The sequence below is a fragment of the uncultured Rhodococcus sp. genome (assembly GCF_963525155.1).
Lineage (GTDB): Bacteria > Actinomycetota > Actinomycetes > Mycobacteriales > Mycobacteriaceae > Rhodococcus_F > Rhodococcus_F qingshengii.
Genome location: NZ_CAURKP010000016.1, coordinates 38653 through 62686 on the forward strand (window position 1 = coordinate 38653; position 24034 = coordinate 62686).

The 24034-nt window shown below is 61.6% G+C and carries 25 protein-coding genes; 13 read left to right on the forward strand and 12 right to left on the reverse strand.

The genetic code is table 11. The features are described from left to right. Positions 1-43: 43 nt before the first annotated feature. The gene (locus RWT78_RS06170) at positions 44-667 is read right to left on the reverse strand and encodes a TetR/AcrR family transcriptional regulator (protein WP_065351730.1); all 624 of its coding nucleotides are present in this window, start codon (positions 665-667) and stop codon (positions 44-46) included. A 124-nt stretch (positions 668-791) separates the two neighbouring features. Here RWT78_RS06170 and RWT78_RS06175 point away from each other — a divergent pair, with 124 nt between their 5' ends. Genes RWT78_RS06175 through RWT78_RS06185 form a run of 3 tightly spaced genes read left to right on the forward strand, consistent with a single transcriptional unit; the run spans position 792 to position 4156 of the window. Further along, positions 792-2000, forward strand: coding sequence for a phosphotransferase family protein (locus tag RWT78_RS06175; RefSeq protein ID WP_314674689.1), 1209 nt, complete (start codon positions 792-794; stop codon positions 1998-2000). Beyond that, positions 1997-3160: a hypothetical protein gene (locus tag RWT78_RS06180; protein ID WP_314674691.1), complete on the forward strand. Its 1164-nt coding sequence runs from the start codon at positions 1997-1999 to the stop codon at positions 3158-3160. The genes RWT78_RS06175 and RWT78_RS06180 overlap by 4 nt, the downstream gene beginning before the upstream one ends. Before the next feature lie 51 nt (positions 3161-3211). Then, complete coding sequence (locus RWT78_RS06185; protein WP_099696862.1) at positions 3212-4156, forward strand: tyrosine-protein phosphatase; 945 nt, start codon at positions 3212-3214, stop codon at positions 4154-4156. 10 nt (positions 4157-4166) lie between these two features. Here the strand turns inward: RWT78_RS06185 and RWT78_RS06190 are convergent, their stop codons facing one another. Then, complete coding sequence (locus tag RWT78_RS06190; protein ID WP_314674693.1) at positions 4167-4742, reverse strand: hypothetical protein; 576 nt, start codon at positions 4740-4742, stop codon at positions 4167-4169. A 150-nt stretch (positions 4743-4892) separates the two neighbouring features. Here RWT78_RS06190 and RWT78_RS06195 point away from each other — a divergent pair, with 150 nt between their 5' ends. Continuing rightward, positions 4893-5357: a GNAT family N-acetyltransferase gene (locus tag RWT78_RS06195; protein WP_314674695.1), complete on the forward strand. Its 465-nt coding sequence runs from the start codon at positions 4893-4895 to the stop codon at positions 5355-5357. Beyond that, positions 5354-5962: a hypothetical protein gene (locus RWT78_RS06200; RefSeq protein WP_314674697.1), complete on the forward strand. Its 609-nt coding sequence runs from the start codon at positions 5354-5356 to the stop codon at positions 5960-5962. The genes RWT78_RS06195 and RWT78_RS06200 overlap by 4 nt, the downstream gene beginning before the upstream one ends. Positions 5963-5969: 7 nt before the next feature. Here RWT78_RS06200 and RWT78_RS06205 read toward each other — a convergent pair whose 3' ends face one another. Both RWT78_RS06205 and RWT78_RS06210 read right to left on the reverse strand, forming a co-directional pair. After that, positions 5970-6467 carry a hypothetical protein gene (locus tag RWT78_RS06205; RefSeq protein ID WP_058036999.1) on the reverse strand — a complete coding sequence of 166 codons (498 nt, stop codon included), beginning with the start codon at positions 6465-6467 and terminating at the stop codon, positions 5970-5972. A gap of 20 nt (positions 6468-6487) precedes the next feature. Continuing rightward, entirely contained in the window at positions 6488-7384 is an 897-nt protein-coding gene (locus tag RWT78_RS06210; RefSeq protein ID WP_314674700.1) for an oxygenase MpaB family protein, read from the reverse strand. A 171-nt stretch (positions 7385-7555) separates the two neighbouring features. Between RWT78_RS06210 and RWT78_RS06215 the strand changes: the two genes are divergently transcribed. Both RWT78_RS06215 and RWT78_RS06220 read left to right on the forward strand, forming a co-directional pair. Continuing rightward, entirely contained in the window at positions 7556-8014 is a 459-nt protein-coding gene (locus RWT78_RS06215) for a hypothetical protein (RefSeq protein WP_003943607.1), read from the forward strand. A gap of 152 nt (positions 8015-8166) precedes the next feature. After that, positions 8167-8550 (forward strand): helix-turn-helix domain-containing protein, encoded by a 384-nt coding sequence (locus RWT78_RS06220; RefSeq protein ID WP_058227381.1) that lies wholly within the window; start codon positions 8167-8169, stop codon positions 8548-8550. Here RWT78_RS06220 and RWT78_RS06225 read toward each other — a convergent pair. The 3 genes from RWT78_RS06225 to RWT78_RS06235 form a co-directional block, all read right to left on the reverse strand. Further along, a complete protein-coding gene (locus RWT78_RS06225; RefSeq protein WP_314674703.1) occupies positions 8496-9944 on the reverse strand; it encodes a histidine-type phosphatase in 1449 nt (482 codons plus the stop codon). The genes RWT78_RS06220 and RWT78_RS06225 overlap by 55 nt on opposite strands. Positions 9945-10322: 378 nt before the next feature. Then, positions 10323-11972: a class I adenylate-forming enzyme family protein gene (locus tag RWT78_RS06230; RefSeq protein ID WP_054825344.1), complete on the reverse strand. Its 1650-nt coding sequence runs from the start codon at positions 11970-11972 to the stop codon at positions 10323-10325. Then, positions 11969-12922 carry a cyclase family protein gene (locus tag RWT78_RS06235; RefSeq protein ID WP_007735859.1) on the reverse strand — a complete coding sequence of 318 codons (954 nt, stop codon included), beginning with the start codon at positions 12920-12922 and terminating at the stop codon, positions 11969-11971. The genes RWT78_RS06230 and RWT78_RS06235 overlap by 4 nt, the downstream gene beginning before the upstream one ends. Before the next feature lie 115 nt (positions 12923-13037). Between RWT78_RS06235 and RWT78_RS06240 the strand changes: the two genes are divergently transcribed. Together RWT78_RS06240 and RWT78_RS06245 are read left to right on the forward strand one after the other, a co-directional pair. Further along, the gene (locus tag RWT78_RS06240; protein WP_054831567.1) at positions 13038-13964 is read left to right on the forward strand and encodes a TetR family transcriptional regulator; all 927 of its coding nucleotides are present in this window, start codon (positions 13038-13040) and stop codon (positions 13962-13964) included. Between the two features lie 46 nt (positions 13965-14010). Further along, entirely contained in the window at positions 14011-15738 is a 1728-nt protein-coding gene (locus tag RWT78_RS06245) for an oleate hydratase (protein ID WP_314674707.1), read from the forward strand. A gap of 7 nt (positions 15739-15745) precedes the next feature. On the opposite strand, the gene RWT78_RS06250 is transcribed toward RWT78_RS06245, so the two are convergent. Both RWT78_RS06250 and RWT78_RS06255 read right to left on the reverse strand, forming a co-directional pair. After that, positions 15746-16123, reverse strand: coding sequence for a DUF5313 family protein (locus tag RWT78_RS06250; protein ID WP_003943558.1), 378 nt, complete (start codon positions 16121-16123; stop codon positions 15746-15748). Positions 16124-16153: 30 nt separating this feature from the next. Then, positions 16154-17125, reverse strand: a complete 972-nt coding sequence (locus RWT78_RS06255) for a GlxA family transcriptional regulator (protein ID WP_007735863.1) — start codon at positions 17123-17125, stop codon at positions 16154-16156. 71 nt (positions 17126-17196) lie between these two features. Between RWT78_RS06255 and RWT78_RS06260 the strand changes: the two genes are divergently transcribed. The 3 genes from RWT78_RS06260 to RWT78_RS06270 all read left to right on the forward strand — a co-directional run bounded on the left by RWT78_RS06260 (position 17197) and on the right by RWT78_RS06270 (position 20592). Then, positions 17197-18513 (forward strand): MFS transporter, encoded by a 1317-nt coding sequence (locus tag RWT78_RS06260; RefSeq protein ID WP_124566929.1) that lies wholly within the window; start codon positions 17197-17199, stop codon positions 18511-18513. A gap of 78 nt (positions 18514-18591) precedes the next feature. Further along, positions 18592-20145, forward strand: coding sequence for a succinic semialdehyde dehydrogenase (locus RWT78_RS06265; protein ID WP_003943578.1), 1554 nt, complete (start codon positions 18592-18594; stop codon positions 20143-20145). A 3-nt stretch (positions 20146-20148) separates the two neighbouring features. Beyond that, positions 20149-20592, forward strand: a complete 444-nt coding sequence (locus RWT78_RS06270) for an SRPBCC family protein (RefSeq protein ID WP_003943564.1) — start codon at positions 20149-20151, stop codon at positions 20590-20592. A gap of 61 nt (positions 20593-20653) precedes the next feature. On the opposite strand, the gene RWT78_RS06275 is transcribed toward RWT78_RS06270, so the two are convergent. Beyond that, entirely contained in the window at positions 20654-21610 is a 957-nt protein-coding gene (locus RWT78_RS06275) for a proline dehydrogenase family protein (protein WP_314674714.1), read from the reverse strand. Between the two features lie 115 nt (positions 21611-21725). On the opposite strand from RWT78_RS06275, the gene RWT78_RS06280 reads away from it, so the two are divergent. After that, entirely contained in the window at positions 21726-22130 is a 405-nt protein-coding gene (locus tag RWT78_RS06280) for a hypothetical protein (protein WP_314674716.1), read from the forward strand. Positions 22131-22139: 9 nt separating this feature from the next. Here the strand turns inward: RWT78_RS06280 and RWT78_RS06285 are convergent, their stop codons facing one another. Both RWT78_RS06285 and RWT78_RS06290 read right to left on the reverse strand, forming a co-directional pair. Then, positions 22140-22955, reverse strand: a complete 816-nt coding sequence (locus tag RWT78_RS06285) for a siderophore-interacting protein (protein ID WP_283377350.1) — start codon at positions 22953-22955, stop codon at positions 22140-22142. A gap of 144 nt (positions 22956-23099) precedes the next feature. Next, the coding region (locus RWT78_RS06290) for a DUF222 domain-containing protein (protein WP_314674717.1) at positions 23100-24034 on the reverse strand (935 nt) is incomplete at its 5' end.

The window sequence follows — 24034 nt, forward strand, 5'->3', positions numbered from 1 at the left end:
GCCTATGCCCATCGTGCCGCGTATGGCAGCGCAAACCAGCGGTTCAGTGAGCCTCGGGGAGTATGCCGTTCAGCACTATGTCGGCAAGAGAATCGGCAAACGGTCCCGGGTCCGAGACGTCACGAACCGACAGCGCGAAGATGGCCGCGCCCGCCATGATGTCGAGAAGAGCGTCGGCGTCGACGCCGCTTCGGATGTCGCCGCGCTCTCTCGCCGCCTCGAGTCGACGGTTCAGCTCGACGCGGACTCCGGCCAGTTGCCGCACCACGAGAACGTCGCGTAATTCCGCGTTTGTTCGCACTTCGCTCATCAATCCGGGAGCAGCGGCTCGTGTGGCGGGAGCTGCGAACAGAGCAACCGCGCCGTGCACCAGCGCGCGGATCTGATCCGTGATCGTGCCCTCGGTGCCGAGTTCGGTGTCGATGTCCGCGCCCTGTTCGACGTCGAGTACGGGATAGATCGCGTCGTTGACGATGTGTGCCTTCGACGGCCACCGACGGTAGATGGCTGGACGTCCTACTCCCGCACGCGTGGCTATGGCGTCGATGGACGTGCCCGCGTACCCCTTTTCTTCCAACAGTTGCCTGGTCGCGTCCAGTACTGCGTCGTCGATTGCAGGGTTTCGCTGCGGGCCCAGGCGGTGCTGAGTTTCGGAATCTTTGGACATTTTGGGCAAATCCCTTGCGGTATCGCTGTGATGGCCGTTACATTCTGTCACGGCTTTAGTCGATACATATTGTATCGACAATCGGCACGTGCGCATCGGCGCCACCGAACCACGAGGAGTGGTGATGAACCTTCGAACCGAAACAGAAACCTCCGGCGAAGATCCCGACTACGCCGAATTTGCCAGGCCCGGCGAATCCCGCAACGACCCGGCAGAGATGCGGCGCAGCCTCGAAGGCTGGCTCGCGACCGTGCTGTGGCGAGGCTCGAAACCTTCCGTGACCTCGGTCGAGGTACCGGCCGCGAACGGCATGTCCAACGAAACTGTGCTTTTCGACGCGACGTGGATCGAGGACGGGATTCGAGCCGAGCATCGCCTGGTCGCCCGTATCGCCCCGCGGGACAGTGCGGTACCGATCTTTCCGTCGTACAACCTGGACCAGCAGTTTCGGGTCATGAGCGCCGTCGCCGCTCACACATCGGTGCCGGTCCCGCGGGTGTACTGGTCCGAGAGCAACCCGGACGCGCTCGGCGGTGAGTTCTTCGTGATGGAACGGCGCGAGGGCGAAATCCCGCCAGACGTCATGCCGTACACGTTCGGCTCGTGGCTCTCGGAAGCTTCGGCCGACGACTGCTCTCGACTCCAGCAGTCATCGGTCCGGGTGCTCGCCGAGCTACACGCTATGGCCGATCCGCACCTCGCACTCCCCGAGTTGTGCCGCGATGGTGCCGAACCGACTGGGGCAGAAGCACTTCGCGCGCACCTTGACGACCAGCGGCGCTATTACGAGTGGGCAACAGCCGACGGACCAGGATCTCCGTTGATCGAGCGCGGTTTCGACTGGATCGAAGCGAACTTCCCCGCCGATGCCGGTTCCGCAGTGCTCTGCTGGGGTGACTCGCGGATCGGAAATGTCATCTACCGCGACTTCGAGCCGGCGGCGGTCCTCGACTGGGAGATGGCCACACTGGGGCCGCGTGAGCTGGACCTCGGCTGGATGATCTTCCAGCACAGGTTCTTCGAGGATCTCGCTGCCATGGCCGGACTCCCCGGAATGCCGGACTTCCTTCGTCGCGAGGACGTGGCAGATGCCTACCGCTCGCTTTCGGGCCACCAGGTTGTGGATCTAGATTTCTACATCCTTTACGCCGCGCTGCGGCACGCGGTGATCATGTTCCGAGTCCAAAGTCGCGCAGTGGCTTTCGGTCAGGCCGAATTCCCCGACAACCCGGACGAGATGATCCTGCACCACAAGACACTCGAAGCCATGCTCGACGGCACCTACTGGGAGTCGCTCGCAACATCCCCGCTCACAACAGGAGATGCACGATGACACTGTCCCCGCTCGACGACTACCCGGTACATCAGATCGCCGAGACCATCCGCCACGTGGGCACCTCGGATCGAAACTTCTACGACCGTTACTACTTCAACTGCCATGCCGGCGTCGACGGCGACACCGAGCCACTGTTTCTCATCATCGGTCTCGGTCAGTACCCCAATCTTGGTGTATGCGACGGCTTTGCGGTTCTTCGGCGCGGCGATGACCACATAGTCTTCCGGGCATCCCGAGCCTTGGGTGACGATCGTATGGACCTGTCAGTAGGCCCGCTGCGAATCGAAATCATCGAGGGTCTGCACCGCTTACGGGTGGTGTTGGACCCGAGTCCCGAAGCGCCGGACCTGAGCTTCGACCTCACCTTCGAGTCCGACGGCCCCGCCAATCTCGAGGCCAGACATTTCCATCGCCAGCTCGAACGAGTCACCTTCGACACGCAACGATTCGTGCAGACCGGAACATGGTCCGGATCCTTGACCGTCGACGGCGACGTCATCCCGGTCACCCCGGAGACGTGGCGGGGTAATCGCGATCGGTCCTGGGGTGTGCGACCGGTCGGCGAAGCGGAACCGCCTGGACGCAAGGCAGATCCGGCGATAGCCGGCAGTCAGAACTTCTTCTGGATTTACTCGATCATGCAATTCGGCGACTTCACCATCGTCACGATCGTCCAAGAAGATCAGCAGGGACGCCGAATCCTCGAAGATGCGACTCGCGTCTGGGCGGACCGCTCGCGCGAGCCGGAGTGGTTGGGTCGACCGGACCACCAGCTCACGTTCATTTCCGGTACTCGCGAGGTGAAGAGCGGAACTCTGTACTTCCGGCGCCCCGGTGCACCAGGCGAATCCGACCACATCCTGGAGATCACCTGCGAACCGATACTGCCCAACTACATCGGTGTCGGCACGGGCTACGGACTCGAGCAGGATTGGCGCCACGGGATGTGGCAGGGCGAACTGGTGGTTCAGGGCCTGCGAGAGAAGGTTTCGGACATCGAACCGTGGAAGAAGATGCTGTGCCCGGTCGACAACTTGGCTCGGTTCACCCTCGTCGAGGACGGCGTAACCCGCACCGGGACAGGCCTGTTCGAGGTAGCAGTCATCGGACCTCACCAGCGATACGGATTTACCGGCATCGGTGACATCGCTCCGTAACTCCAGATCGCCACACCACAAATCCCAAACTACAGAGAAAGGCACTGCCACATGTCCACACGCACACGAATGTTGTTCGCTCGCACTGCGAAGGCCGCCGCACTGGTTGTTACAGGTGGTCTGATGTTTGCTGCTCCCGCCACGGCAATCCCGCTCGACCTGGGCTCTCTCAACACAGGCTCGCTTGGAGCGGTCGATCTCGGCTCGCTCGATCCTGTCCTCGCGCCGACACCGAATTTGGCCTCCGTGGCCAACTTTCGCGACGTTGCCGGCAACGACGGTAGGGGATACGCCACCGTCGACGGCTCACACCTCAAGCGCGGCGTCATCTACCGGTCCAATGCGCTGACCGCGACCACCGACGCAGACAAGACGACACTCACCGGCCTCGGACTTGCCGACGCCTATGACCTGCGCGGCGCAACCGAGATCTCCAACCCGTTCATCGGTGGCGCGGACAAGCTCCCGGACGGTGTGACGTACACGAACATCCCCATCGAGTTCAAGGATCTCACTCAGCTCGCCACAACTATCAAGTCGCCGGAAGAGGCCAAGCAGTTCTTGGTCGACACCAACCGCAGTTTTGTCACCGATCCCGTTCGCCGTGCCGGCTTCAAGCAGGTCCTCTCGGACATCGCTGCGAGTGACGGGGTGCAGTTGTTCCATTGCACCTCAGGCAAGGACCGCACGGGTTGGACCGCGATGTTGCTGCAGTCCATCGCCGGTGTCCCCGCCCAGACGATCATGGACGACTATCTGTTGAGCAACACGTACCTTCAGGCGACCAACGAGAAGATCCTTGCGCAGATCTCTCAGGCCCTGAGCCCGCAGGTGGCGACCAATCTCGAACCGGCCCTAGGTGTCGACGCTTCGTACCTGGAAGCTGGACTCGCGCAGATAGCCAGCGATTACGGAACCGTCGACGGTTATCTCACCGAAGGTCTCGGACTCACTCCGGATACGATCGCGCTTCTGAAGGCCAAGCTGGTCGGCTAGTTTCTCGCTGCTAAAACGCTTGAACGAACGAGTACCAGTCGCCGTCGAACTCCTGGTATCCGATCTCGCCGTCGCGGCGGGGCTTGCCGAGATATGGTGCGCCGTCAGGTAAGTACGCCAATCCGATCGAATCGATCAGACCACCCTCGATGTGGAAGCGGCACCCGTTGCCGACGGGCCAGACCTGCAGGACCCGGTAGACGCCAATTGTTTGGTTGTCCAACGACTTCTGGCAATCCGCGGCTACTGCTTCGAGCGAGTCTTTCGACAGTGCAAACGCAACATGCGAAGGGACGGACAAGGTCACGAGCGCGCCGGTGACGAGGACTATCACCGGCGCGATCGTGCTCAACCGGAGCGTTTTGTACTTCATCCAACCAATCAGGCTGAGTATCAACCACACTCCACCCAATCCGAGTATTACCGAGGCGGCGAGCGCAAAGAATGGAAAGTACACAACCGGCGGCATGAAGGACCACACGATGACGCCGCATGTGAGAGCGACAAGCACTGCGATGACAACTGCCATCACCTTCCACCAGGATGCCGGACCTCCGCGCTTAGTTATCGGATCACCGTCAGTCATCGGACAACCCTTGCACAAGGCAGTAATTGTGGGGTGGCAACGAATGGAATTGTTGCCACTGGTTTACGTCGAGGCCGTCGTGCGTTGATCCGAGAGTTGGTCACTTTCAGCGCCGGCTATCTCTCTGATGCCGGAGGGTATGGTCGGATTGTGAATCAGGATCTGATCATTCGCCGCTACCTACCCTCGGATGAGGATGTGGTCGTCCACCTGTGGTCGCGCGCTGCCCGTGAAGCCCATCCGTTCCTTACGGGTGAGGGAACGGGCGAACGGGAGCAGAAGATGCGAGAGGTCTATCTGATTCAGGCCGATAATTGGGTGGCTGAGCACAACTCCGAAGTTGTCGGCCTGTTGGGAATGATCGGTTCCGAAATCGGGGGACTGTTCGTCGCGCCGGCGTCACAAGGGTTGGGCGTCGGGCGGGCGTTGGTCGAACACGTCACAACCATGCACGGCGAGGTGACACTGGAGGTCTACACGCTCAACGATCGCGCCCGCAGGTTCTATGCGCTGATGGAGTTCGAAGAAGAGGGGCGTCGACACGACGCCGAGACGAACCATGAATTGATCACCCTGCGTCGCGCGGGTCGAGGCTCTTCCCTTTCCCAGGCATGAGAATTACGGATCAGCCCAGCACGGGCCTGACATTGTGCACAGATCTGGCGGCTACCGATTGGCTGGTCGATCAGGATCTTCCTTGGTATCAGTTGGCGGGGCGCGGCCCGATCGGATTTCCGAAGTATGCGCGCTTACGGTTCATCCCCGATCCGAGCTTTCCCGATCAGAAATCCAATGATGTCGACTTCGATCAAACCGGGCCGGAAGAGAAAGTGCTGATCGGCTTCGCCCTGGATGTGTTGTCCAGTTACACAACCACACCCGACGAGTGCTATTTCTGCATGTGGACCGGGTGGGGGTCGGCAGTCGGTGATGACGTTCCGCGGTTCGAGATCCCCAATCGTGACTACTGGCTCTTTCGCGGAACGCTTGCCGACTACGCCGATTGGAGCGTGGAAAACTCAGCTCGTTGGCCGTGGGGTTCTTCCCCTGATCCGGCCTTCATCTGGCCGGCTGATCATTCCTGGTGCATAACCAATGATGTCGATCCACATTTCGCGACCATTGCGGCCCCCGAGGAGGCCATCATTCGAATTGTGGCTGATTCGCGGATCGACGCCGTGCTCGACGACCCGGATATCGATCCGCCGTATTGGCACTGACGCCCGATCACTTCCAAGTCTCGAGTTCGACTACCAGCGTGTTCCAGCGGACGCCGAAATCGGTAGGTACCCAACTCGTCTCGCAGTACACCGTCGGCCCGTCGAAGACGACGTTGAAGAGACCGGGATGAATTGTCGTCAAGAGTGTTTCGTGTTGAACGAGGTGGCCGGGCCGCTCTTTCACCCGCACGCGCCCGGTGGGCTGAGTGCGGTATCGAGTCCAGAGGTAGCGATCCCACACCAGGCAGCCTCTCAACCGCGTCTTGCCGACGGCTCCGACATCGTCGCCGATCAGTGTCGTAAATCCGTTTCCGAGATGGGCTATGTGCTCAGTGCGGCCGTCGATTGTCACGGTCGCGATGCGTGCATCGATTTCGCAGCACACCTCGGCGGGAAGGTCCAACATTTCGGGACTGGCCCAATAGGTCGTCGGTTCGCAAGTATCGCCAGGCATGGGGGTGTCGCGCCACGGTTCGAGATCCTCGAGCATCCAGAGTTGCGCCACCGTGCAAGTATCCCAGGTGCTTACGCTTGGGCCTGCTGGTCTGCCTGCAGGTGCTTGACCGGGCATCCCGTGGGGAAGGTGCCGAGGTCTTCGACCTTGTAACCGCTCGGGTAGCTGCGGATGTTGGGCAGCTCGCGGGCGAATTTCCGTTTCGTGCGCACCGGGAAGAACCGCAGCAGGTGCGCGCGGACCTTCAGCGCACCGCGTGAGACGACGCGCATCGCAGTGCTCGGGTGCTTGTAGTGGAAGGCGTCGAGTAGGTGATCGTCCATGAGCGCGAAGGCGAATCCCTTGACCAGAGCCTTCGGTGCCAGGTTGTTGGGCGGGAAGGTGCACATCAGGTCGAGGGTGGAATCAGCGACGGCTCGGGCGCCGGGATCGAATGAAAAGTGTTCGCGCTCATAGTCGTCGAGAAGTTTGACGAAGCCCTCGTAGGTGTCAGGAGTGTCTTTGATGTTCATGTACCGACCCAGGTGGCGGTAGTAGTTCGTCGACCCGACGATCTCGTTGTCGGTCATCTTCCGCCAGCCGTACTCGTCGAGCCATCTGACCGGCGTGACGACGAAGGTGGCCAGAACGTAGAGCATGTCGTCGTTGGAGATGTCGTACGAGCCGTGCATCTGATTCATTCGACGCACGCTCTTGCGGCCTTCGGTGCTGCTGAGGCCGTGCTCGAGGATGGCGTCGAGGATCAGGCTGGTGTCGTCGTAGCGCTTCTGAACCTTGTCGGTGAACTCGCCCGTGGAGAAGAGGAGCTTGCCGATCGAGGGGACAGCGTATGTACGAAACAGTGCGAAGCTGAGCGCCTGATTGATGTCCCAGGGAAACTCTTGCGCCGCGAGAATGCGCGACATCTCTTCGTAATCGGTTTCGGGATCGAGTTGATCCGTGCGACTGCGGAGGTCGTAGCGCTTCATCTGAACACTCCCTGGGACTGGTCTGCGCGCGGCAGAGATAGATGTGAGCTGCACCACCGACTGTAGTTCTGACAACACGCGTTGTCTAGGGGGTGTGAATAGTCGTCTTTCCTTCGTTTCGGGCGTTGTACCAGGGGTATCCGGAAAGTGTTGTCGACCCGAGGAGCAGCTATGAGCGTCACACGCACGGCCGGGGTTTTTGCGGCCATCGGACTACCGATTGCCGCGAGCGTCATGTTCGCCGGAGTCGCCTCGGCTGATCCGCCCCACCCTTTCGGCGGCGCCGCCGTCACTATCGGGTGTCCGAATCAGGGGTCGCTGGCCTCGTTGACCGGGCTCACCGGCCAGTCCGGGCCAGAATCCAATCCGCCCATCGCCAAGGGTGACATTCGCTTCGATTCCTTCCCGGCCGCTGCACCCATCCCGGCGGCGGGTCAGGTGACCGTTGCGTGGGTCAACACCGACACGGGCAAGTCCGGAATCGTCGACCTGGTCGGTACTTATCCGTACCTGTCCGCGACGGTGAACACCGGCGTCGGCAATGTCGTTGCGACGGCGTTCGGTTCGATCAACTGGGGCAGTAGTCCCATCTGCCAGTCGAATCCGACGATCGGCAGGTTCATAGCCTGATCTTGAGCCTCATCGTCGCGGCCTGGACGGGCACAGGGTTGGCGGTATCGCGTGATTATCTGTCATCTCGGAGATACCGCCGGGTCCGTCCCATCCCATATTCTGAAACATGTTAGGTGAAAGCATATTTCAGGGATGGAAAAGGTGGCGACGTGAACGGGTCGAGCGCGCGTCAGTTGATGAGCCAGATGCTCGTCGAAAAACGAAACAGTCTTGCGCCCGAAAAGGTCGGCATGCGCTGCGAGGGTGCTCGCCGAATGCACGGCCTCAGTCGGCGCGATGTCGCGCAGATTGCCGACATCAGTTTCAATCACTATCAGCGGCTGGAACAGGGTACGTCCGTTGGTGTTTCGGCTCCGGTCATCGTGAGGATCTGCGACGCCTTGTTGATGGAAGACGACGAGAAGGCGCGCATGCTGGCATTGCACCAGGTATGGGCGCGCCCTCGTCGACCGCTGGCTGGATCCCGAGTTGCCGGATCTCAGGCTGCCGGTGAAATCTCCGGCAGGCAGCGGGCCAGTTCGTCCGGCGTGTAGAAGAAACTCCCGGCGCTCACCGGAGCGCACGGGGCAGCAAAGGCTGTCTCGCGCTCGTTGTAGAGCATTCGGACCAGACGCTTACCCTCCGGTCCGGCGTACACGTCCCACTGCACGTTGGCAGCCATCGGGCTGACCTGCGATCCGCGCCAGGGGTTGTTCGCATAGGTGTAGAGGTCACCCTCCGCCTGCGAGACGGTGCTTCCCGGCAGTTTCAAGAGTGCCGCGAAGGGGATGATCGTTTCTGCGTGTGCAAACCGGAAATCCGCTCCCGGGACGGCGTCGTCGCCGGTATGTTTCTGCAGGCCGCGCAGGAACTCGTCGCGCAGGACAGTTGCCATCCGGTAGGTGACGTCTTCACCGGTGAAGCCCGGGCCCTTGGCGTAGAAGTCCTCGGCATCGTTCGTGTATGCGAGCCACTGCGCGTCAGCAGGTTCGATGAACCGCTCGAAATTCCACTTGCCTTCTTCGGCCATGCCCGGAGTGATGATGTACGTGTTGTACAGCATGTACGCGGCGTCGACCTCGTTGTCGATCGTGCTGGAACCCTTGCCACGGTCGACGAGTGAGAACTCGCCCGCACTCAGCCGGTTGACGAAGTCCTCCGAGTAGAGCCTGAGCATCATGTGCCGCGAGACCTCGCGGGTGCGGGGAAGATCGGCGATCTGGTCGTCGACGGCTTTCAGTCGAGGATCGGACTCTTCGTAGTCCTTGTAGTCGGCGTTTGCATCCGAGTCGTGGAAGTAGAGAAGGTCGGCATCCGTGGTCACCGGTGAAACATCACCGGCGACGGCTGGAAACGCACCGGTCAGCCCTTGCGCGAAGTTCTCGGCGCTGTCCACGGCACGGTCCACACCCGACGAGGTCAAGGTGATGGTGCCCTGCTGCGCTGCGATGGCGTCGAACAGTTGGGGGAGGCGTTCGGTGACCCGCGCGCCGAGCTGTCTGTGTTCGGTAATCCCGAGTCCGCTGAGGTTGCCGTACCCCAGCTTCTTGTTGGCGGCCATGAGATCACGGAGGGCCGTGCCGAATTCCTTGCCGACGGGGGTCAATGCGTTCTCGGCTTCGGCGATTTCCCACAGCTGCAGGCTCAGGTCGTCGTACTTCAGGCTCGACAGTGCTCTGGAACCATGGCGCGCAACACTTTCCGTGTACACGGGGGAGTATCCCGTCGGCGGCGCCTGATAGTCGGCGATGCGCTGGCCGGGAGTGTAGGGCGTCTTGGACGTGAAGCCGCCGTCGCTGACGGTTGGTATCTCTGTCGAACCGGAGCTCGAACCGGCGTCGAGCGAACCGAACGGTGACGCCGTGGCGATGGACTGGACGCTGCTGGTGACAAGCACTAGTCCGACAGCGCCGGCAGCGGCCAGCACGCCGAAGCGTGAGCTTCGCATGGTGAGTTGATCCTCTCCGTCGGTGCCGAGGTGACACGACGGAAGGAAAGTTAGAACAGCTAAGCGTCCGAATTGCACCTATTTGCCCATGTGGAGATGGACGCGGGGTTACAAGTTTCGGATTCGCAGAGCTCAGGAGGGTTTGGCGGCAATCCCGATCGACACGGAGAGCGACAAAGCGATGAGGGTCATGGCCAGCCACTGGTAGCTCTTGGGCGTGGGCTGCTTCTTACGTCCGAACTTGCTCACTGATGTCTCCCGTTTGTCCGTGGGTACTCAGCACATATTACTGTTCCATTACCCCAATGGCGCGGTCGACCGGAAACTGTGCGCGATCAGACAGCAGGCGGACCGCGAAGTCCGCCCGCTGCCCCGCGATCAAGAGATCGTGCGCAGTTCCCGTCGCAGTATCTTGCCGGTGACGGTCTTGGGCAGTTCCTCCACCAGCACCACGGAGCGTGGGTACTTGTACGCCGCCATCCGCTGCTTGCAGTGATCGATCAGATCTTCCGGGGTGACGGACGCCCCCGCGACGAGGCTGACAAACGCCTTCACCGTCTCACCGCGGTATTCGTCGGCGATCCCGACGACTGCCGCCTCACGGACTGCGGGATGCTCGGCAAGAACGTCCTCGACTTCGCGTGGCCACACCTTGTAGCCGGACGCGATGATCATGTCCTTCTTACGGTCGACGACGTAGAACCAGCCGGCTTCGTCCATGAAACCGACGTCGCCGGTGTGGAACCACCCGTCGCGAATGGCCGACGCACTCTCCTCCGGCTTGTTCCAGTAACCGCGCACCACCTGTGGACCTCGGACGACCAGTTCGCCGATCTCTCCGATCGGCAGGACCGCACCGCCCTCGTCTTCGATGCGGACCACGGTGTTGGGTACGGGAACGCCGACAGACAGTGCTCCGGATGTGGGGTCGACCGGCGTATCCGCACCAACGGGAACGGCATGGGTCGGCGACGTGGTCTCGGTCAGCCCGTAGATGTTGTGCAGCGCAGCACCGGTCATGGCGCGGACGGCCTCGGCGGCAGTCGGCGAGATGGGTGCGCCGCCGGAGTAGAGCAACCGCATGGAGGTGAAGTCTTCCGGCGCGCAACCCGGAGTGTTGAGCAGTGCCGTAAAAGCAGTGATGGCGCCGACTGTGAATGTCGGTTGGTGCTCACGAATCGCGTCGAGCATCACCTCGGGCTGGAAGCGATAGGCCAGCACCAGCGGCATTCTCGCCAGGACGGACACCGCGATGTGACCGATCAACCCCGTGATGTGGAAGAGCGGTGCAACTCCGAGAACCGTGTCTTTCGGGGTGAGCCCCAGCCAGTCCCGGTACACCTGGGCGTTGAAGGTCATATTCGCGTGAGAGGTCATCGCTCCCTTCGGCGGACCGGTGGTTCCCGACGTATAGGTCAGTACCGCAATGTCTTCCGGTGCAGCGTCGGTAGTGATCGGATCGCCGAGACGATGTTCGTCGATCAGCGTCGCGAGATCGTCGGTACCGAGATCCTTCTTGACAATTCCGTCGAAAATCCTCGGATCGTTGCGACTTTGGTACTCGAGTTCCGAGGTGGTGATAACTCGCCTGACCGGCGAGTCGGAGACGACATTGCGGCCGACGGACTCGTAGAGCCCCTCGAGAGCGATCAGAACCGCTGCTCCGGAATCTTCGAGTTGGTATCCCAGTTCTCGTTCACGGCTCATGGGATTGATCGAGACTGCGACGCCGCCGGCTTTCCAGATTCCGGCGAGCGCAAGCACGAACTGCGGAACGTTCTGGAGGAACAGAGCGACGCGGTCACCCTTCACCAGTCCACCGGCTCGGAGTGTTCGGGCCAGGGCGTCACTCTGCTGATCCAGTTCGGCGAAACTGAGTTGACCGTCGAAGTACTTCACAGCCGTGGCGTCCGGATCAGAGCGGACCGCCGCTGCCAACATTTCGAGCATCGTGGGGTGTTCGACGTCGATGTCGGGGGGAACGTCGTTGCGGTACAACGCCAACCAAGGGCGATCTTCGTATGTCATTTGATGGCAACCGGATTCACGGGAGAGCCGCTGGCCTTGGCAACCTTGAGTGGCGCGGCGACGTACAGGAACGTGTACTGGCCGTCGGCCGCGCAGTCCGCGGCCAACTTCTCCAGATCGCAGATCTCGGTGAACACCACTCCGAGGTTGCGCATCAATGCGTTGTGGAGAACCAGTGCCACACCGTTTTCGGGGTCGGTGGTGACCTCGTTGGCAATGGTGTCAGTGACAAGGTTGGGGATCTCCATGTCCTGGAACCACTGGACGAGTTCGGGGCTGTAGATCAGGCCGGGCTCGCAGAAGCCCTCGTAGAAGGCTTCGCCCTGGTCGAAGAACAGCTTGAGGAAGTTGGTGCGGATGACGAGGATGTCACGCTTCTCGATGGTGACCCCCTGCGCTTCGGCACAGGCCAAAAGATCATGGTGCGTGAAGGTTTCGGCCTTGTCGAGGTTTTCCTTGCCGCGGAACTTTGCCATGTCGAGAAGTACTGCGCGTCCGACGACGCCGCGGTCGGCAATCGGTTCGACGCTGGCCTTCTCCAGGCCGCCGACAGTGGTATCAGCCGAGTATCCGTTCCACAGGGCGCCGTCGTACCAGACGTGGCCGAGCGCGTCGTACTGCGTCGAACCCTGCAGGAACGCGTCGATCTTGTCGTCCGCGTAATGCAGGCCACCGGGGAAGTTGGGGGCGTCGTCGCCGTCCCAGCTGCTCTCGTCGAAGATCTGTGTGCGCTCGGCAGGGCTGCGTCCCGGCCACACCGGATCACCCTTGGGGTCGCCGATGAGCCGTTGAAGCGTGAACACGGAACCCTGCTTGATGGTTCCGACGCCACGAAGCACCTGTCCGGCGTCGAGGTAGTTCAGTGAACCGACCTCGTCGGACTCTCCCCACTTGCCCCAGTTGCTGGGTGCGTCGCGCAGGAGTTCTCCAAGATATGGCGCCTCGGTCATGGTGATTCGATCCTCTCGCTACCGACACCGAACGATCGCTCGGGCGGACCTGGGTCTTTGTGATCCACATCATGTTCAGGCCGATAACTAGTAGTCAACACGTTCATAGATTTCCGTGGTCATCGCATTGTCGGAAATCCTATGTTCGGCAATACTGAACAATGTGACCGAATTCGAGAATGCTGTCCTGATCGGGGCGTCGATCCGGCAAGCGCGGCGTCACAGCGGGCTCTCGCTGCGTGAATTGGCCAGGCGTCTCGATGTCAGCCCGGCTACCCTCAGCGCTGTCGAGACCGGAAAGACCAGAGTCAGCGTCGACCGGTTGGCGGCAATCGGCGGGATTCTCGGAGTGCGTTTCGACGCTCTGCTCCCGGCTGCGATAGTGCGTCCGCCGGAACAGCCGCGATGGGGAGGCGACGACGCCGACCCGGACGCACATTTTCGCCCGAACGAGTGGCGACGGTTCGGTCCGAGTTCGTTCGATCCGGTGTTGGCGGCCGCGCTCGCGGAGATGGTGAAGACCGGATATCACGGCGCTGCGATGCGTGAGATCGCCAAACGTGCGCAGATGAGTGTTCCGGGTCTGTATCACCACTATTCCAGCAAGCAGCAGATGTTGGCCGAAATTCTCGACCTCACCATGGATGAACTCAACACGAGATCGTTGGCGGCAATCGACGAGGGCGAAAGTCCCTCCGAAAGGCTGGCTTTCCTCGTCGAATGTGTGACCTTGTTCCATATCTATCGGCGTGATCAAGGATTTCTCGGTGCCAGCGAAATGCGCAGTCTCACAGCCGAGAACAGGTTGCGCATCACGGAATCACGCAACTACCAGCAATGGTTGATGACGAAGCAGGTGGACGACGGAATCGCCGCCGGTGTGTTCGAGACGGATCGGCCGAGACAGGCCGCGCGTGCGATTGTCGTGATGTGTGTCTCTGTCGCGCAATGGTATCGGCCGAGCGGACCACAAACGCCCGAGGAAATTGCACGCGACTACGCGCGTTTTGCACTGGATCTGGTGCGCCTTCAGCGACCGTGACGGACGTCATCCGGTTCGGGTGATGCGCCAGCGGGCAAAGGGGTCCATGCTTGGAAGGTATCCGTACCGCGACTCGAGTAAGGAACGAAACCCAATGTCTTCCAAGCTGTCTCACAAGGCCTACATGATCGGTGCCGGCATCGGAAACCTCTCGGCTGCCGTCTATTTGATTCGAGACGGTGAGTGGAACGGTGAGGACATCACCATCATGGGCCTGGACATGCACGGAGCGAACGACGGCGAATCTGCCGCTACCTTCCAGTACCAGTACGGTCATCGCGAGCTGGGCAACGCCGCGGGCTTCATCAATCGTGGCGGTCGCATGCTCAACGAGGAGACCTATGAGAACCTCTGGGACGTGCTGAGTGTGGTTCCGTCGCTGGACAACCCGGGAAAATCGGTGACGGATGACATTCTCGATTTCGACCACGCACATCCGACGCACGACGTCGCACGATTGATCGATCGCGACGGCATCCGCAACAAGGGTGAAAACGACTACAAGCACATGCAATTCGACAACAAGGATCGGTACTTGTTGACGAAGCTGATGACGATGCCGGAGTCGGACGAGGCAAAACTCGACGACATCAGTATCGAGCAGTGGTTCGAGGACACTCCGCACTTCTTCACCACCAACTTCTGGTACATGTGGGAGACCACATTTGCTTTCAAGCGGGTGAGTTCGGCGATGGAGCTGCGCCGGTACATGAACCGAATGATTCTCGAGTTCAGTCGCATTCAAACTCTTGCCGGTGTCACCAGATCCCCGTACAACCAGTACGAGAGCATCATCTTGCCGATGCGGGCCTTCCTCGAAGGCAAGGGCGTGAAGTTCGTCAACGAACTGAAGATCACGGAGTTCGTGTTCAAGGACACCCCGCTACGAGACGAGATCATCGTGACGGGACTCGATTACGAAAACGTCCGCACCGGTGAGAAGGGCCGAATCGACGTGGCGGAGGGCGATTTCGTCTTCGACACCAACGGCAGCATCACCGACAGTTCTTCGATCGGCGATCTGGATACCCCGATCGTCGAAGACATGAGATACGCACCGAGTGCGCTGCTGTGGAAGCAGGCCACCGAGCATTTCTACGACCTCGGGAATCCCGACAAGTTCTTCGGGGACCGGGCGCAGAGTGAGTGGACCAGCTTCACCGTCACCACTTCGTCACACGAGCTCATCAACGAGATTTCCCGAATCACCAAGCAGCTCCCCGGAAATGCGCTCAACACATTCGTGGACTCGAACGTGCTTCTCTCGATCGTGGTCCACCATCAGCCGCACTACCACGCGCAGAAGGAGAACGAAGGAGTCTTCTGGGGTTACTGTCTGTTCCCGCGCAAGGACGGCGACTACGTGAAGAAGCCGTTCATCGAGATGACCGGGCGGGAAATGCTGGAAGAGACGCTCGGACACCTCGAGGCGCTCGACGAGAGCGGTGCGCTCGCCGCGCGTCGACAAGAGATCACCGGCAGCGTCGTGAATTCGATTACCAGCCATATGCCTTACGCCAGTGCGCTGTTCAATCGGCGCGCCGTCGGCGACCGGCCGCTGGTGGTGCCGAAGCACTCCAAGAACCTGGCCTTCATCAGTCAGTTCGCGGAGTTGCCGTTCGACATGGTGTTCACCGAGCAGTACTCGGTGCGCTGCGCTCAGGTAGCCGTCTACAAGTTCCTGGGGATTCCGGAAGACAAGCTCACCAAGATGCATCACTACGAGAAGGATCCGAAGGTCCTCGCCAAGGCCGCAGTGACGATGTTCCGCTGAGGGGTGCTCAGCGACCGTGCCGCTTCTCGTAGTCCTCGCGAGTGCGATCGGCACGGCGCTGGGCCTTCTCGTCGAGCAGTTCGGGATCGAGTCCGTGGCTCAGCAGGCGGTGACGGCGGTAGATGGTCCCGAGCGCCACGACGAAGTACGCGAGCGGGATGAGCAACAAGGCCATCATGGCCAAGGGAATCCAGATCGGTCCCGGGATCAAGAGGAACAGCAGAAGAATCAGCGTCGCCGGCACGGTGAAGCGGATGATGTAGCGGGCCTGCGCACCCGGGCCGACCAGATCGTTCCGAACCCAGTCCTGATACCGGTCGGGGAGCGTCTTCCCCAGGAGGTATCCGCAGTACTGAGGAAAGTTCGGGCGAGTCTGTTCGGCCATGGCATCCAGGATAGTGCCTGGTACTGCCGCTTACACCGGTGCCTTGAACGTGCGTCGGTAGGCGCTCGGTGAAACGCCGAGGGCCTCGTTCATGTGTTGACGCATGGATGTCGCAGTCCCGAAGCCGGTTCGAGCAGCAATCGCATCGATCGACAGATCGGATTCCTCCAGTAGTTCCCGCGCCCGATCGACACGTCTGCTGGTCAACCAGCGGTTCGGTGTGGTTCCGACTTCGTCGCGGAATCGACGGCTGAACGTGCGGACGCTCATGTTGGCGCGCGTCGCCAGGTCCGCCAGGGTGATCGGGTCGTCGAGATGTTCGAGGGCCCAGTGCCGAGCGTCGGCAGTCGATTCCGAAGGCTTGTCGGCCAGGGGGCGTCGGATGTACTGAGCTTGACCACCGTCGCGCCACGGCGGTACGACGCAACGCCTCGCGACGGTGTTCGCCACTTCCATGCCGTGGTCACGCCTGACGATATGCAGGCAGAGGTCGACTCCCGACGCCACCCCGGCCGAGGTCAGGATGTGGCCTTCGTCGACGAACAGCACGTCCGGATCCACGTTCACCTTGGGATAGACACGCTGGAAATGGTCGGTGTTGCGCCAGTGCGTCGTGGCGCGGAGTCCGTCGAGCAAACCCGCCGCGGCGAGGATGTATGACCCGGTGCAGATCGAGACCAGCCGAGTGCCCGGCCGGATGTGTTGGAAAGCTGCGGCCAACTCGGGGGAGAGGTAGCCGTCTTCGTAGGCCGGACCCAACTCGTACGACGCGGGGATGACGACGGTGTCGGCGGTGGCGAGCAACTCGCTCCCGTGGTCGACCGAGATGCTGAAGTCTGCGTCGGTCTGCACGGGATTGCCGTCGACGGTGCACGTCAGGATCTCGTACAGCGGCCGATCCTCGACGTCGAGGGCACGTCCGAAGATGCGCGCCGGGATGCCGAGTTCGAAGGGGATGACTCCATTCAGAGCCAGTACGACGACGCGATGCGGACCAGACATGGCTTGATTCTTTCATATATTGGCAATCTGGCCACTGTTCTCGATCGAATCCGAACTGCAGAATTCTCTCTGTGACTTCTGAGACCGCTCTCCCCGAATCAGGCCAACAGCAGGTGAGCCCGCCGCGCTTTCACCGCGCCTGGTCCGTCGCGATCGTGGCATTCCTGGCATTGGTCGGTGCGGCGAGCTTCCGCGCTGCCCCATCGGTGCTGATCGATCCGCTGCACGAAGATTTCGGGTGGTCGCGCGCCAGCATCTCGGCGGCCGTCTCGGTCAACCTGATTCTGTACGGGTTGACCTCGCCGTTCGCTGCTGCCTTGATGGAGAGGTTCGGTATCCGGGCGGTCGTCACCTCGGCGTTGGCGCTCATCTCGCTCGGCAGTGGTCTCACTATCTTCATGACCTCGAGTTGGCAGCTCATTCTGCTGTGGGGTGTCTTCGTCGGTCTCGGTACCGGTTCGATGGCGCTGGCGTTTGTCGCCACCGTCGTCGATCGCTGGTTCGTCGAGAAGCGTGGTCTCGTGACCGGCATCCTGACGGCCGGTGGTGCTGCCGGTCAGCTGGTGTTCCTCCCGGTCCTGGCGAAGATCGCCGAAACGTACGACTGGAAGAGCGTCGCCTTCACAGTTTCGTTTGCCGCACTGGCCGTTGTGCCGTTCGTTCTGCTGTTCCTGCGTAACTATCCGTCAGACGTGGGTACGACGCCTTACGGCGCGCCCGCCGATTACACCCCACCGGCTAAGCCTGTCTACCAGCGCGGCGGCGCCGGAGGCCGGGCGATCTCGGTGCTGGTGATGGCGTCGAAAACCAAGGTGTTCTGGCTTCTCGCCGGTACCTTCGCGATCTGCGGCGCGAGCACCAACGGCCTGATCGGCACGCACTTCGTCCCGGCGTCGCACGACCACGGAATGCCGATCACGACTGCCGCGTCCCTGTTGGCGTTGATCGGAATCCTCGACATGGTCGGCACCATTGCTTCGGGTTGGTTCACCGACCGGATGGACTCGCGAAAACTTCTCGGCATCTACTACCTGTTCCGCGGAATCTCGCTGCTCTTTCTGCCGTTGTTGCTCGCCAACACTGTGAATCCACCGATGATCGCGTTTGTCATCTTCTACGGGCTCGATTGGGTGGCGACGGTTCCGCCGACCGTCGCGCTGTGCCGTCAACACTTCGGCGCCGACGCCCCCATCGTGTTCGGTTGGGTGCTGGCATCGCACCAGATCGGTGCGGGTCTGGTGGCCTTCTTGGCCGGTCTCGTTCGTGATCAGATCGGCTCGTACGACGCTGCCTTCTTGGTGGCCGGCGCGCTCTGCGCGATCGCTGCAGTCATGTCGTTGTTGATCGCAAAACGTCCGAAAGAGGCAGTATTGGTTGACTCTGTCTGATTCGGCACTGTGATCGGTACCACCGACGGGGTAAGTTGTGTGTAACTCCAAGAACTACTCACCAGTAGGGGTACTGAAATGCCTGCTCCGTCCGCTGCGACCTTCTCGCGGCTCGCCGATCTGATCGCCATCGACAATGTTGCCGATCGCCCGACGAAGTCCATCACCGAGGTGTTCACCGGCAAGGAGCTGGCGACCATCCCCGTCGGCACCGCCGACGACGCACTTGCGGCCATCGCCCGTGCCCGCGTCGCCCAGAAGGAATGGGCCAAGCGCTCCGTCCTCGATCGCGCCGCCGTCTTCCACCGCTACCGCGATCTCATCCTCGAGAACCGCGACGCCCTCATGGACATGGCTCAGGCCGAGACCGGAAAGTCGCGTACCGCAGCTCAGGAAGAAGTCCTCGACATCTCGATGACGTCGCGTCACTACGCACGTGTGGCGCCGAAGCTGCTGCGCCCGCGTCGCGTCTCCGGCATGCTCCCGGGTCTGACGAAGACCGTCGTCCGCTACCAGCCCAAGGGTGTCGTCGGCGTCATCTCGCCGTGGAACTACCCGATGACGCTGGCCGTGTCCGACGCCATCGCCGCGCTGCTCGCCGGTAACGCCGTTGTCCTCAAGCCGGACAGCCAGACACCGTACTGCGCGCTCGCCTGCGTCGAACTGCTCTACAAGGCGGGTCTGCCTCGCGACCTCTTCGCCGTGGTTCCCGGGCCGGGCTCCGTCGTCGGCACCGCCCTGGTCGAGAACACCGATTACCTCATGTTCACCGGTTCCACCGCGACCGGTCAGCTCCTCGCCGAGCAGGCCGGCCGTCGACTGATCGGCTTCTCCGCCGAACTCGGTGGCAAGAACCCGATGATCGTCGCCGCCGGCGCAGACCTGCGCGAGGTCACCGACGCCGCTGTACGTGCGTGCTTCTCCAACTCCGGTCAGCTGTGCATCTCCATCGAGCGCATCTACGTCGAAGAGTCCATCGCACCCGAGTTCATCCGCATGTTCGGTGACCGCGTCAAGAAGATGAACCTCGCCGCCGGATACGAATTCGGAATCGAGATGGGCAGCCTCGTCTCCGAGGCGCAGGTCAAGGCAATCTCCGCTCATGTCGATGACGCAGTGGTCAAGGGCGCCACCGTCATTGCCGGTGGCAAGGCTCGGCCGGACATCGGACCGCTGTTCTACGAGCCCACCCTGCTCACCGGGGTTCCCGAAGACGCCGAGTGCTACCGCGACGAGACCTTCGGGCCGCTCGTCTCGATCTACCCCGTCAAGGACGTCGAAGAGGCCATCGCTGCGGCCAACGACACCGAGTACGGCCTCAACGCCAGTGTGTGGGCGGGAAGCAAGGCTGCCGGCGAAGCCATCGCAGCGCGCATCCACGCCGGCACCGTCAACGTCGACGAGGGTTACGCACCCACCTGGGGCAGCACCGCAGCACCGATGGGTGGCATGGGTGTCTCGGGCGTCGGTCGTCGTCACGGCGCGGAGGGTCTGATCAAGTACACCGAACCGCAGACCGTTGCCACCACTCGCGTCATGAATCTCGGTGGACCGCGCGGACTTCCGGCCAAGGTGTGGGCAAAGCTCATGCCTCACGCCATCAAGATCATGTCCTGGGTTCCGGGCCGGTAACGGGTGGAAACCGCCAGCGCGTACATCGAGGCAACGCCGGTATCGGTGTGGAAGGTTGTCAGCGACATCGAAGGTATGGGTCGCTTCAGTCCTGAAAACACCGGTGGAACATGGACTTCCGGAACTCCGGGCACTGTGGGTGCAAAGTTCAAGGGCACCAACAAGCATGGTCTGATTCGGTGGAGCACGCACTGCACGGTGGTCGACGTGGTCGACTGCCGGAGGTTCTCCTTCGAATCGGACGAGCCGAAAGCGCGGTGGACCTTTGTGCTCGAGCCTTCGGGAACGGGCACCGTGCTTACCGAGACTCGTGAGATCTATGCGACGCCTGCGCTTTACGTGCGCATGATGTCGGGTAGCGGCCTACTCGGTCGGGGTCGAGATCAGCTGATGCAGACCGGAATGGAAACCACTCTGGCGCGCATCAAGGCGTTTCTGGAGAGCTAGAAACTTACACAAGTGGGGCTGCACTCGAATCGAGTGCGGCCCCACTTGTGTTGTTGGAGATCTAGTTTGCAGTGCTGATGAGCGCAGCGTCGATGAGCGCGGTGTAGACACGCTCTGGTTCTTCGGCGATGCGATTGAGTACGTACAGCCACCACTGTGTTCCGAAGATGACGTATTCGCGTGTGGTGAAGCCCGCGGCTCGGAGTGCGTCCAGTTGCTCGGTACCGAGACCGAGCAGCATCTCGAACTCCACGTGGTCGGCTCTGAGCTTCGAATCATGCTCGGCGCGTAATGCTTCGAGGATGTCGCGGTCATGCGTCGCGATGGAAACCTGGTGGCCCGATTCGACGATTCGGGCTGCGTAGTCGAGATACGCGCTGCGCAGTTCGGCACTACCGCGCGGGTAGGCGACGGACTCGGCTTCGAGAAAGGCGCCCTTTACGAGACGGATGCGGCCGGGTCGGTCCAGCAGAGCGGCGAGATCCTTTGCCGTGCGGTGCAGTCGGGCCTGAACGGTGATCCCGACGTGAGTGAAGCGCTCGGCCAGTCGCGCGTGCATGTCGAGGACCAGGTCGGTGCGGTCGGACGCTTCGGCAGAGATGATCAGCTCGGCACCTGCGCGTTCCGTGGTCTCGGCCAGGCGCACGACATTGCGAAAGCACTGCTCCGGATCGATGACCAAGCCGATGTGCGAGAGGTCGAACGACACGGTGCTGTCGACGCCCGACGTTCCGATCCGTTCCGCCAATTCCACGAACACATCGGTTTCGGCGTTCGCGAGTTCGGGATCCCGGACGCTTTCCCCGGTGTATTCGATGCTCGCCTTGTGTCCTCGCGCGAAGATCGAGGGGAGTCGGGCGAAAGCGTCGTCGATGGTTTCGCCGCCGATGTAGCGAGCGGCGACTTTCCGTGCGAGTGCTGCGGTCGCAGCGTCCGCCATGGTGCGTTCTTTCAGGGATTCGTCGAGTGCGAGGCGGCGTAGGACGTCCGCGGCCTGGGCTTGTAGATCCGTGTTCACGGCTTCAGCGTATCCGGACGAGGGTGCGGGAATTATTCTACGAACCCTTGCGTTCGATCTATTGTCGATATATCGTCGATACGTCAAACAAACACAGACAGTCCAGGAGGACAACATGTACGCCCCACACAACAACCCAGAAATGCAAGAACGTCGCGAGCATGGCCGCCGAGGCCCGCATCGTGGACACGGTTTCCGTCGAGGATTCGAGGGCGAGCGACCCGAGGGTCGCTTCGAAGACCGAGAAGAGGGTCGCCCCGAAGGCCGACGCGGTCGACTTGACCAGCGCGGACACGGTCGGCCGGGTTTCGGTGAAGCCGGCGCAGCGCTCCGTCCCGCGATGGGCCTACTCCGAGGTGCCGCTGTCGCGGTAGCCGCAGGTGGGACCGCTGAGCAGGTAGCCAAGGCCGAGGCAATTCTCGCCGAGGCACGCCGAGCACTGTTCGAGATGCTGGCGGAAAAGCCGGCTGACGCGCAGCAGGCTCACACAGAATCTACCGACACGCTGCCGGCAGAGTGATCACGGCGCTCAGGCACCGACGGTGACTTCCTCGCTGTTCATGCCGGAAACGTGGCCGTCGGCGCCCTCTCGCCAGTACCCGACAACATTGTGCTTGTCGCGAGCAATTCCTCGAACATCCCTCAGATGCTTACGAATACGACGGCTGGTTGCGCTTTCGCACGCCACCCACGCGTAGACGTCGGCCGTTTCGGATTCGGGAAACTCGACCTTCTCCACAGCCTCGAACAGCGCGCTCGGCGCCTTTCCGAGGCCACTCCCCACGAGCCACGTGTATGTGACGTCGCCGCGAGTGACAAACTCCTGTCGATCCTCTTCGGTTTCGACCTCGATGATCGCTTGTGCGACATCGCCTTCACGAAGTTCTTCGACAATCCTGCCCAGTCCGGGGAGACCCGTGGCGTCTGCGACCAGCAGCTGCCAGCGAGGACCCGCCGGTGCTTGGTAGTGGGACCGCGAACTGTCCGACCAGAAGACGCCTAGTAGGTGACCTGGTTCGGCCCGCAGGGCCCAATCCGCTGCAATACCGCCAGGGTGCACGACGAAGTCGATGTCCAGACGTCGGCCGCCGTCGTGCACCTTGCGCACGGTGTAGTGCCGCCACGGTGGCTCGGTTCCGAGATCGGCCTTGCCGTAGTCGGGATTGTTGAAGTAGTCGTATTCTGCTTCTGTTTCACCGGGTTTCGGGAACGCGAGGTCGATGCGCTCGTCGCCCTGCCCGCCGGTCGGCCAGTGCCAGTCGCCTTCTGCCTCGATGCTGATTCGCCGCATGTGCGGGGTCAGGGACGTGACGGTGACAACGCGGGCGGGTTCGCAGAAAGACATGCCTCGACCCTATGGGTCCGGCGTGTCGAAGTGGAGACAGATGCTGTCGCAAGACGGACATCGAGCGCAGCCGAAAAGGCCAGCGTATGCCCCGGGGCATGATTCTTCCCCGGTGCACACGCTGGCCTTTTCAGTTATGTCGGTTCACGCCGCTGTCGGTGGGCTGTTCCCGCCGATCGGCTGTTGATACGGATCGATCGACATCGGCGGATAGAACACCGATTTCCGATCCGGACCGATCTCCACCCGCCACTCCGTGTGGTGCAGCGTCCGGTGGTGATGACCGCACAACAAGATCAGGTTGTCGAGATCTGTTGGGCCACCATCGTTCCAGTGAACAATATGATGGGCATCGCACCACCCCGACGGTGTCCCGCACCCCGGAAACGCGCACCCACCATCACGAACCGCCAACGCCCTCCGCTGGGGAACCGTCGCCGTTCTCGCTTCCTTGCCGCAGTCGAGCGGAACCCCGTTCTCATCCAACAAAATCCGCGTCACGGTGCAGTCGCAGGCGAGCATCCGTGCGGTGTCGATGCTGATCGGGCCCACCCAATCCGTCCACGCGAACCCGAGTTCCTGAGTGGACGGCAGGAGGTCTTTCAATGCTTTGAGGTCTGTCATGTCTTTCGCCGACGCGGTAACGGTGATGTGTGGTTTCACTCCGCCCTCGATCGGACCCAACCCCGCCCGCTCGTACCGCCGCAGTAGTTCGCAAAACCCGTCCGCGCGCCGTAGCGCCGGCGTGCGGGCGTCCTTGACACCGTCCTTCTCCGGTGTCGGCGCAGACAGGCTCGACAACAACGTGATCAGACGCGCCCCGTTCACAGCATCCAGATCACCCTTCACCGACACGCGCCCGTACAAACCTTTCGAGGCATAGAACTCGTTACGCTCCGAATCCTCACCCACCGGAACCCCGTCCTCACGTTTTCCGTACTGCTTCTCGATCCGCCGGATCGCCGCCCGCACCGCATCACAATCCGCGATGTTCTTCGATGCCAACCCCAACAGGATCCCGCGGGCCTTGTCCACATCCGCCGGCGTCATGTTCTTCGGCGGATGCTGACAAAACGACG

What these genes read in the sequence shown, in the direction of transcription:
- RWT78_RS06285 (WP_283377350.1), bottom strand. Translation starts at nt 22,955, where the DNA reads ATGTCTTTCTGCGAACCCGCCCGCGTTGTCACCGTCACGTCCCTGACC.
- RWT78_RS06190 (WP_314674693.1), bottom strand. Translation starts at nt 4,742, where the DNA reads ATGACTGACGGTGATCCGATAACTAAGCGCGGAGGTCCGGCATCCTGG.
- RWT78_RS06185 (WP_099696862.1), top strand. Translation starts at nt 3,212, where the DNA reads ATGTCCACACGCACACGAATGTTGTTCGCTCGCACTGCGAAGGCCGCC.
- RWT78_RS06250 (WP_003943558.1), bottom strand. Translation starts at nt 16,123, where the DNA reads ATGGCCGAACAGACTCGCCCGAACTTTCCTCAGTACTGCGGATACCTC.
- RWT78_RS06280 (WP_314674716.1), top strand. Translation starts at nt 21,726, where the DNA reads ATGTACGCCCCACACAACAACCCAGAAATGCAAGAACGTCGCGAGCAT.
- RWT78_RS06265 (WP_003943578.1), top strand. Translation starts at nt 18,592, where the DNA reads ATGCCTGCTCCGTCCGCTGCGACCTTCTCGCGGCTCGCCGATCTGATC.
- RWT78_RS06245 (WP_314674707.1), top strand. Translation starts at nt 14,011, where the DNA reads ATGCTTGGAAGGTATCCGTACCGCGACTCGAGTAAGGAACGAAACCCA.
- RWT78_RS06180 (WP_314674691.1), top strand. Translation starts at nt 1,997, where the DNA reads ATGACACTGTCCCCGCTCGACGACTACCCGGTACATCAGATCGCCGAG.
- RWT78_RS06210 (WP_314674700.1), bottom strand. Translation starts at nt 7,384, where the DNA reads ATGAAGCGCTACGACCTCCGCAGTCGCACGGATCAACTCGATCCCGAA.
- RWT78_RS06175 (WP_314674689.1), top strand. Translation starts at nt 792, where the DNA reads ATGAACCTTCGAACCGAAACAGAAACCTCCGGCGAAGATCCCGACTAC.
- RWT78_RS06225 (WP_314674703.1), bottom strand. Translation starts at nt 9,944, where the DNA reads ATGCGAAGCTCACGCTTCGGCGTGCTGGCCGCTGCCGGCGCTGTCGGA.
- RWT78_RS06235 (WP_007735859.1), bottom strand. Translation starts at nt 12,922, where the DNA reads ATGACCGAGGCGCCATATCTTGGAGAACTCCTGCGCGACGCACCCAGC.
- RWT78_RS06230 (WP_054825344.1), bottom strand. Translation starts at nt 11,972, where the DNA reads ATGACATACGAAGATCGCCCTTGGTTGGCGTTGTACCGCAACGACGTT.
- RWT78_RS06255 (WP_007735863.1), bottom strand. Translation starts at nt 17,125, where the DNA reads ATGTCTGGTCCGCATCGCGTCGTCGTACTGGCTCTGAATGGAGTCATC.
- RWT78_RS06215 (WP_003943607.1), top strand. Translation starts at nt 7,556, where the DNA reads ATGAGCGTCACACGCACGGCCGGGGTTTTTGCGGCCATCGGACTACCG.
- RWT78_RS06200 (WP_314674697.1), top strand. Translation starts at nt 5,354, where the DNA reads ATGAGAATTACGGATCAGCCCAGCACGGGCCTGACATTGTGCACAGAT.
- RWT78_RS06170 (WP_065351730.1), bottom strand. Translation starts at nt 667, where the DNA reads ATGTCCAAAGATTCCGAAACTCAGCACCGCCTGGGCCCGCAGCGAAAC.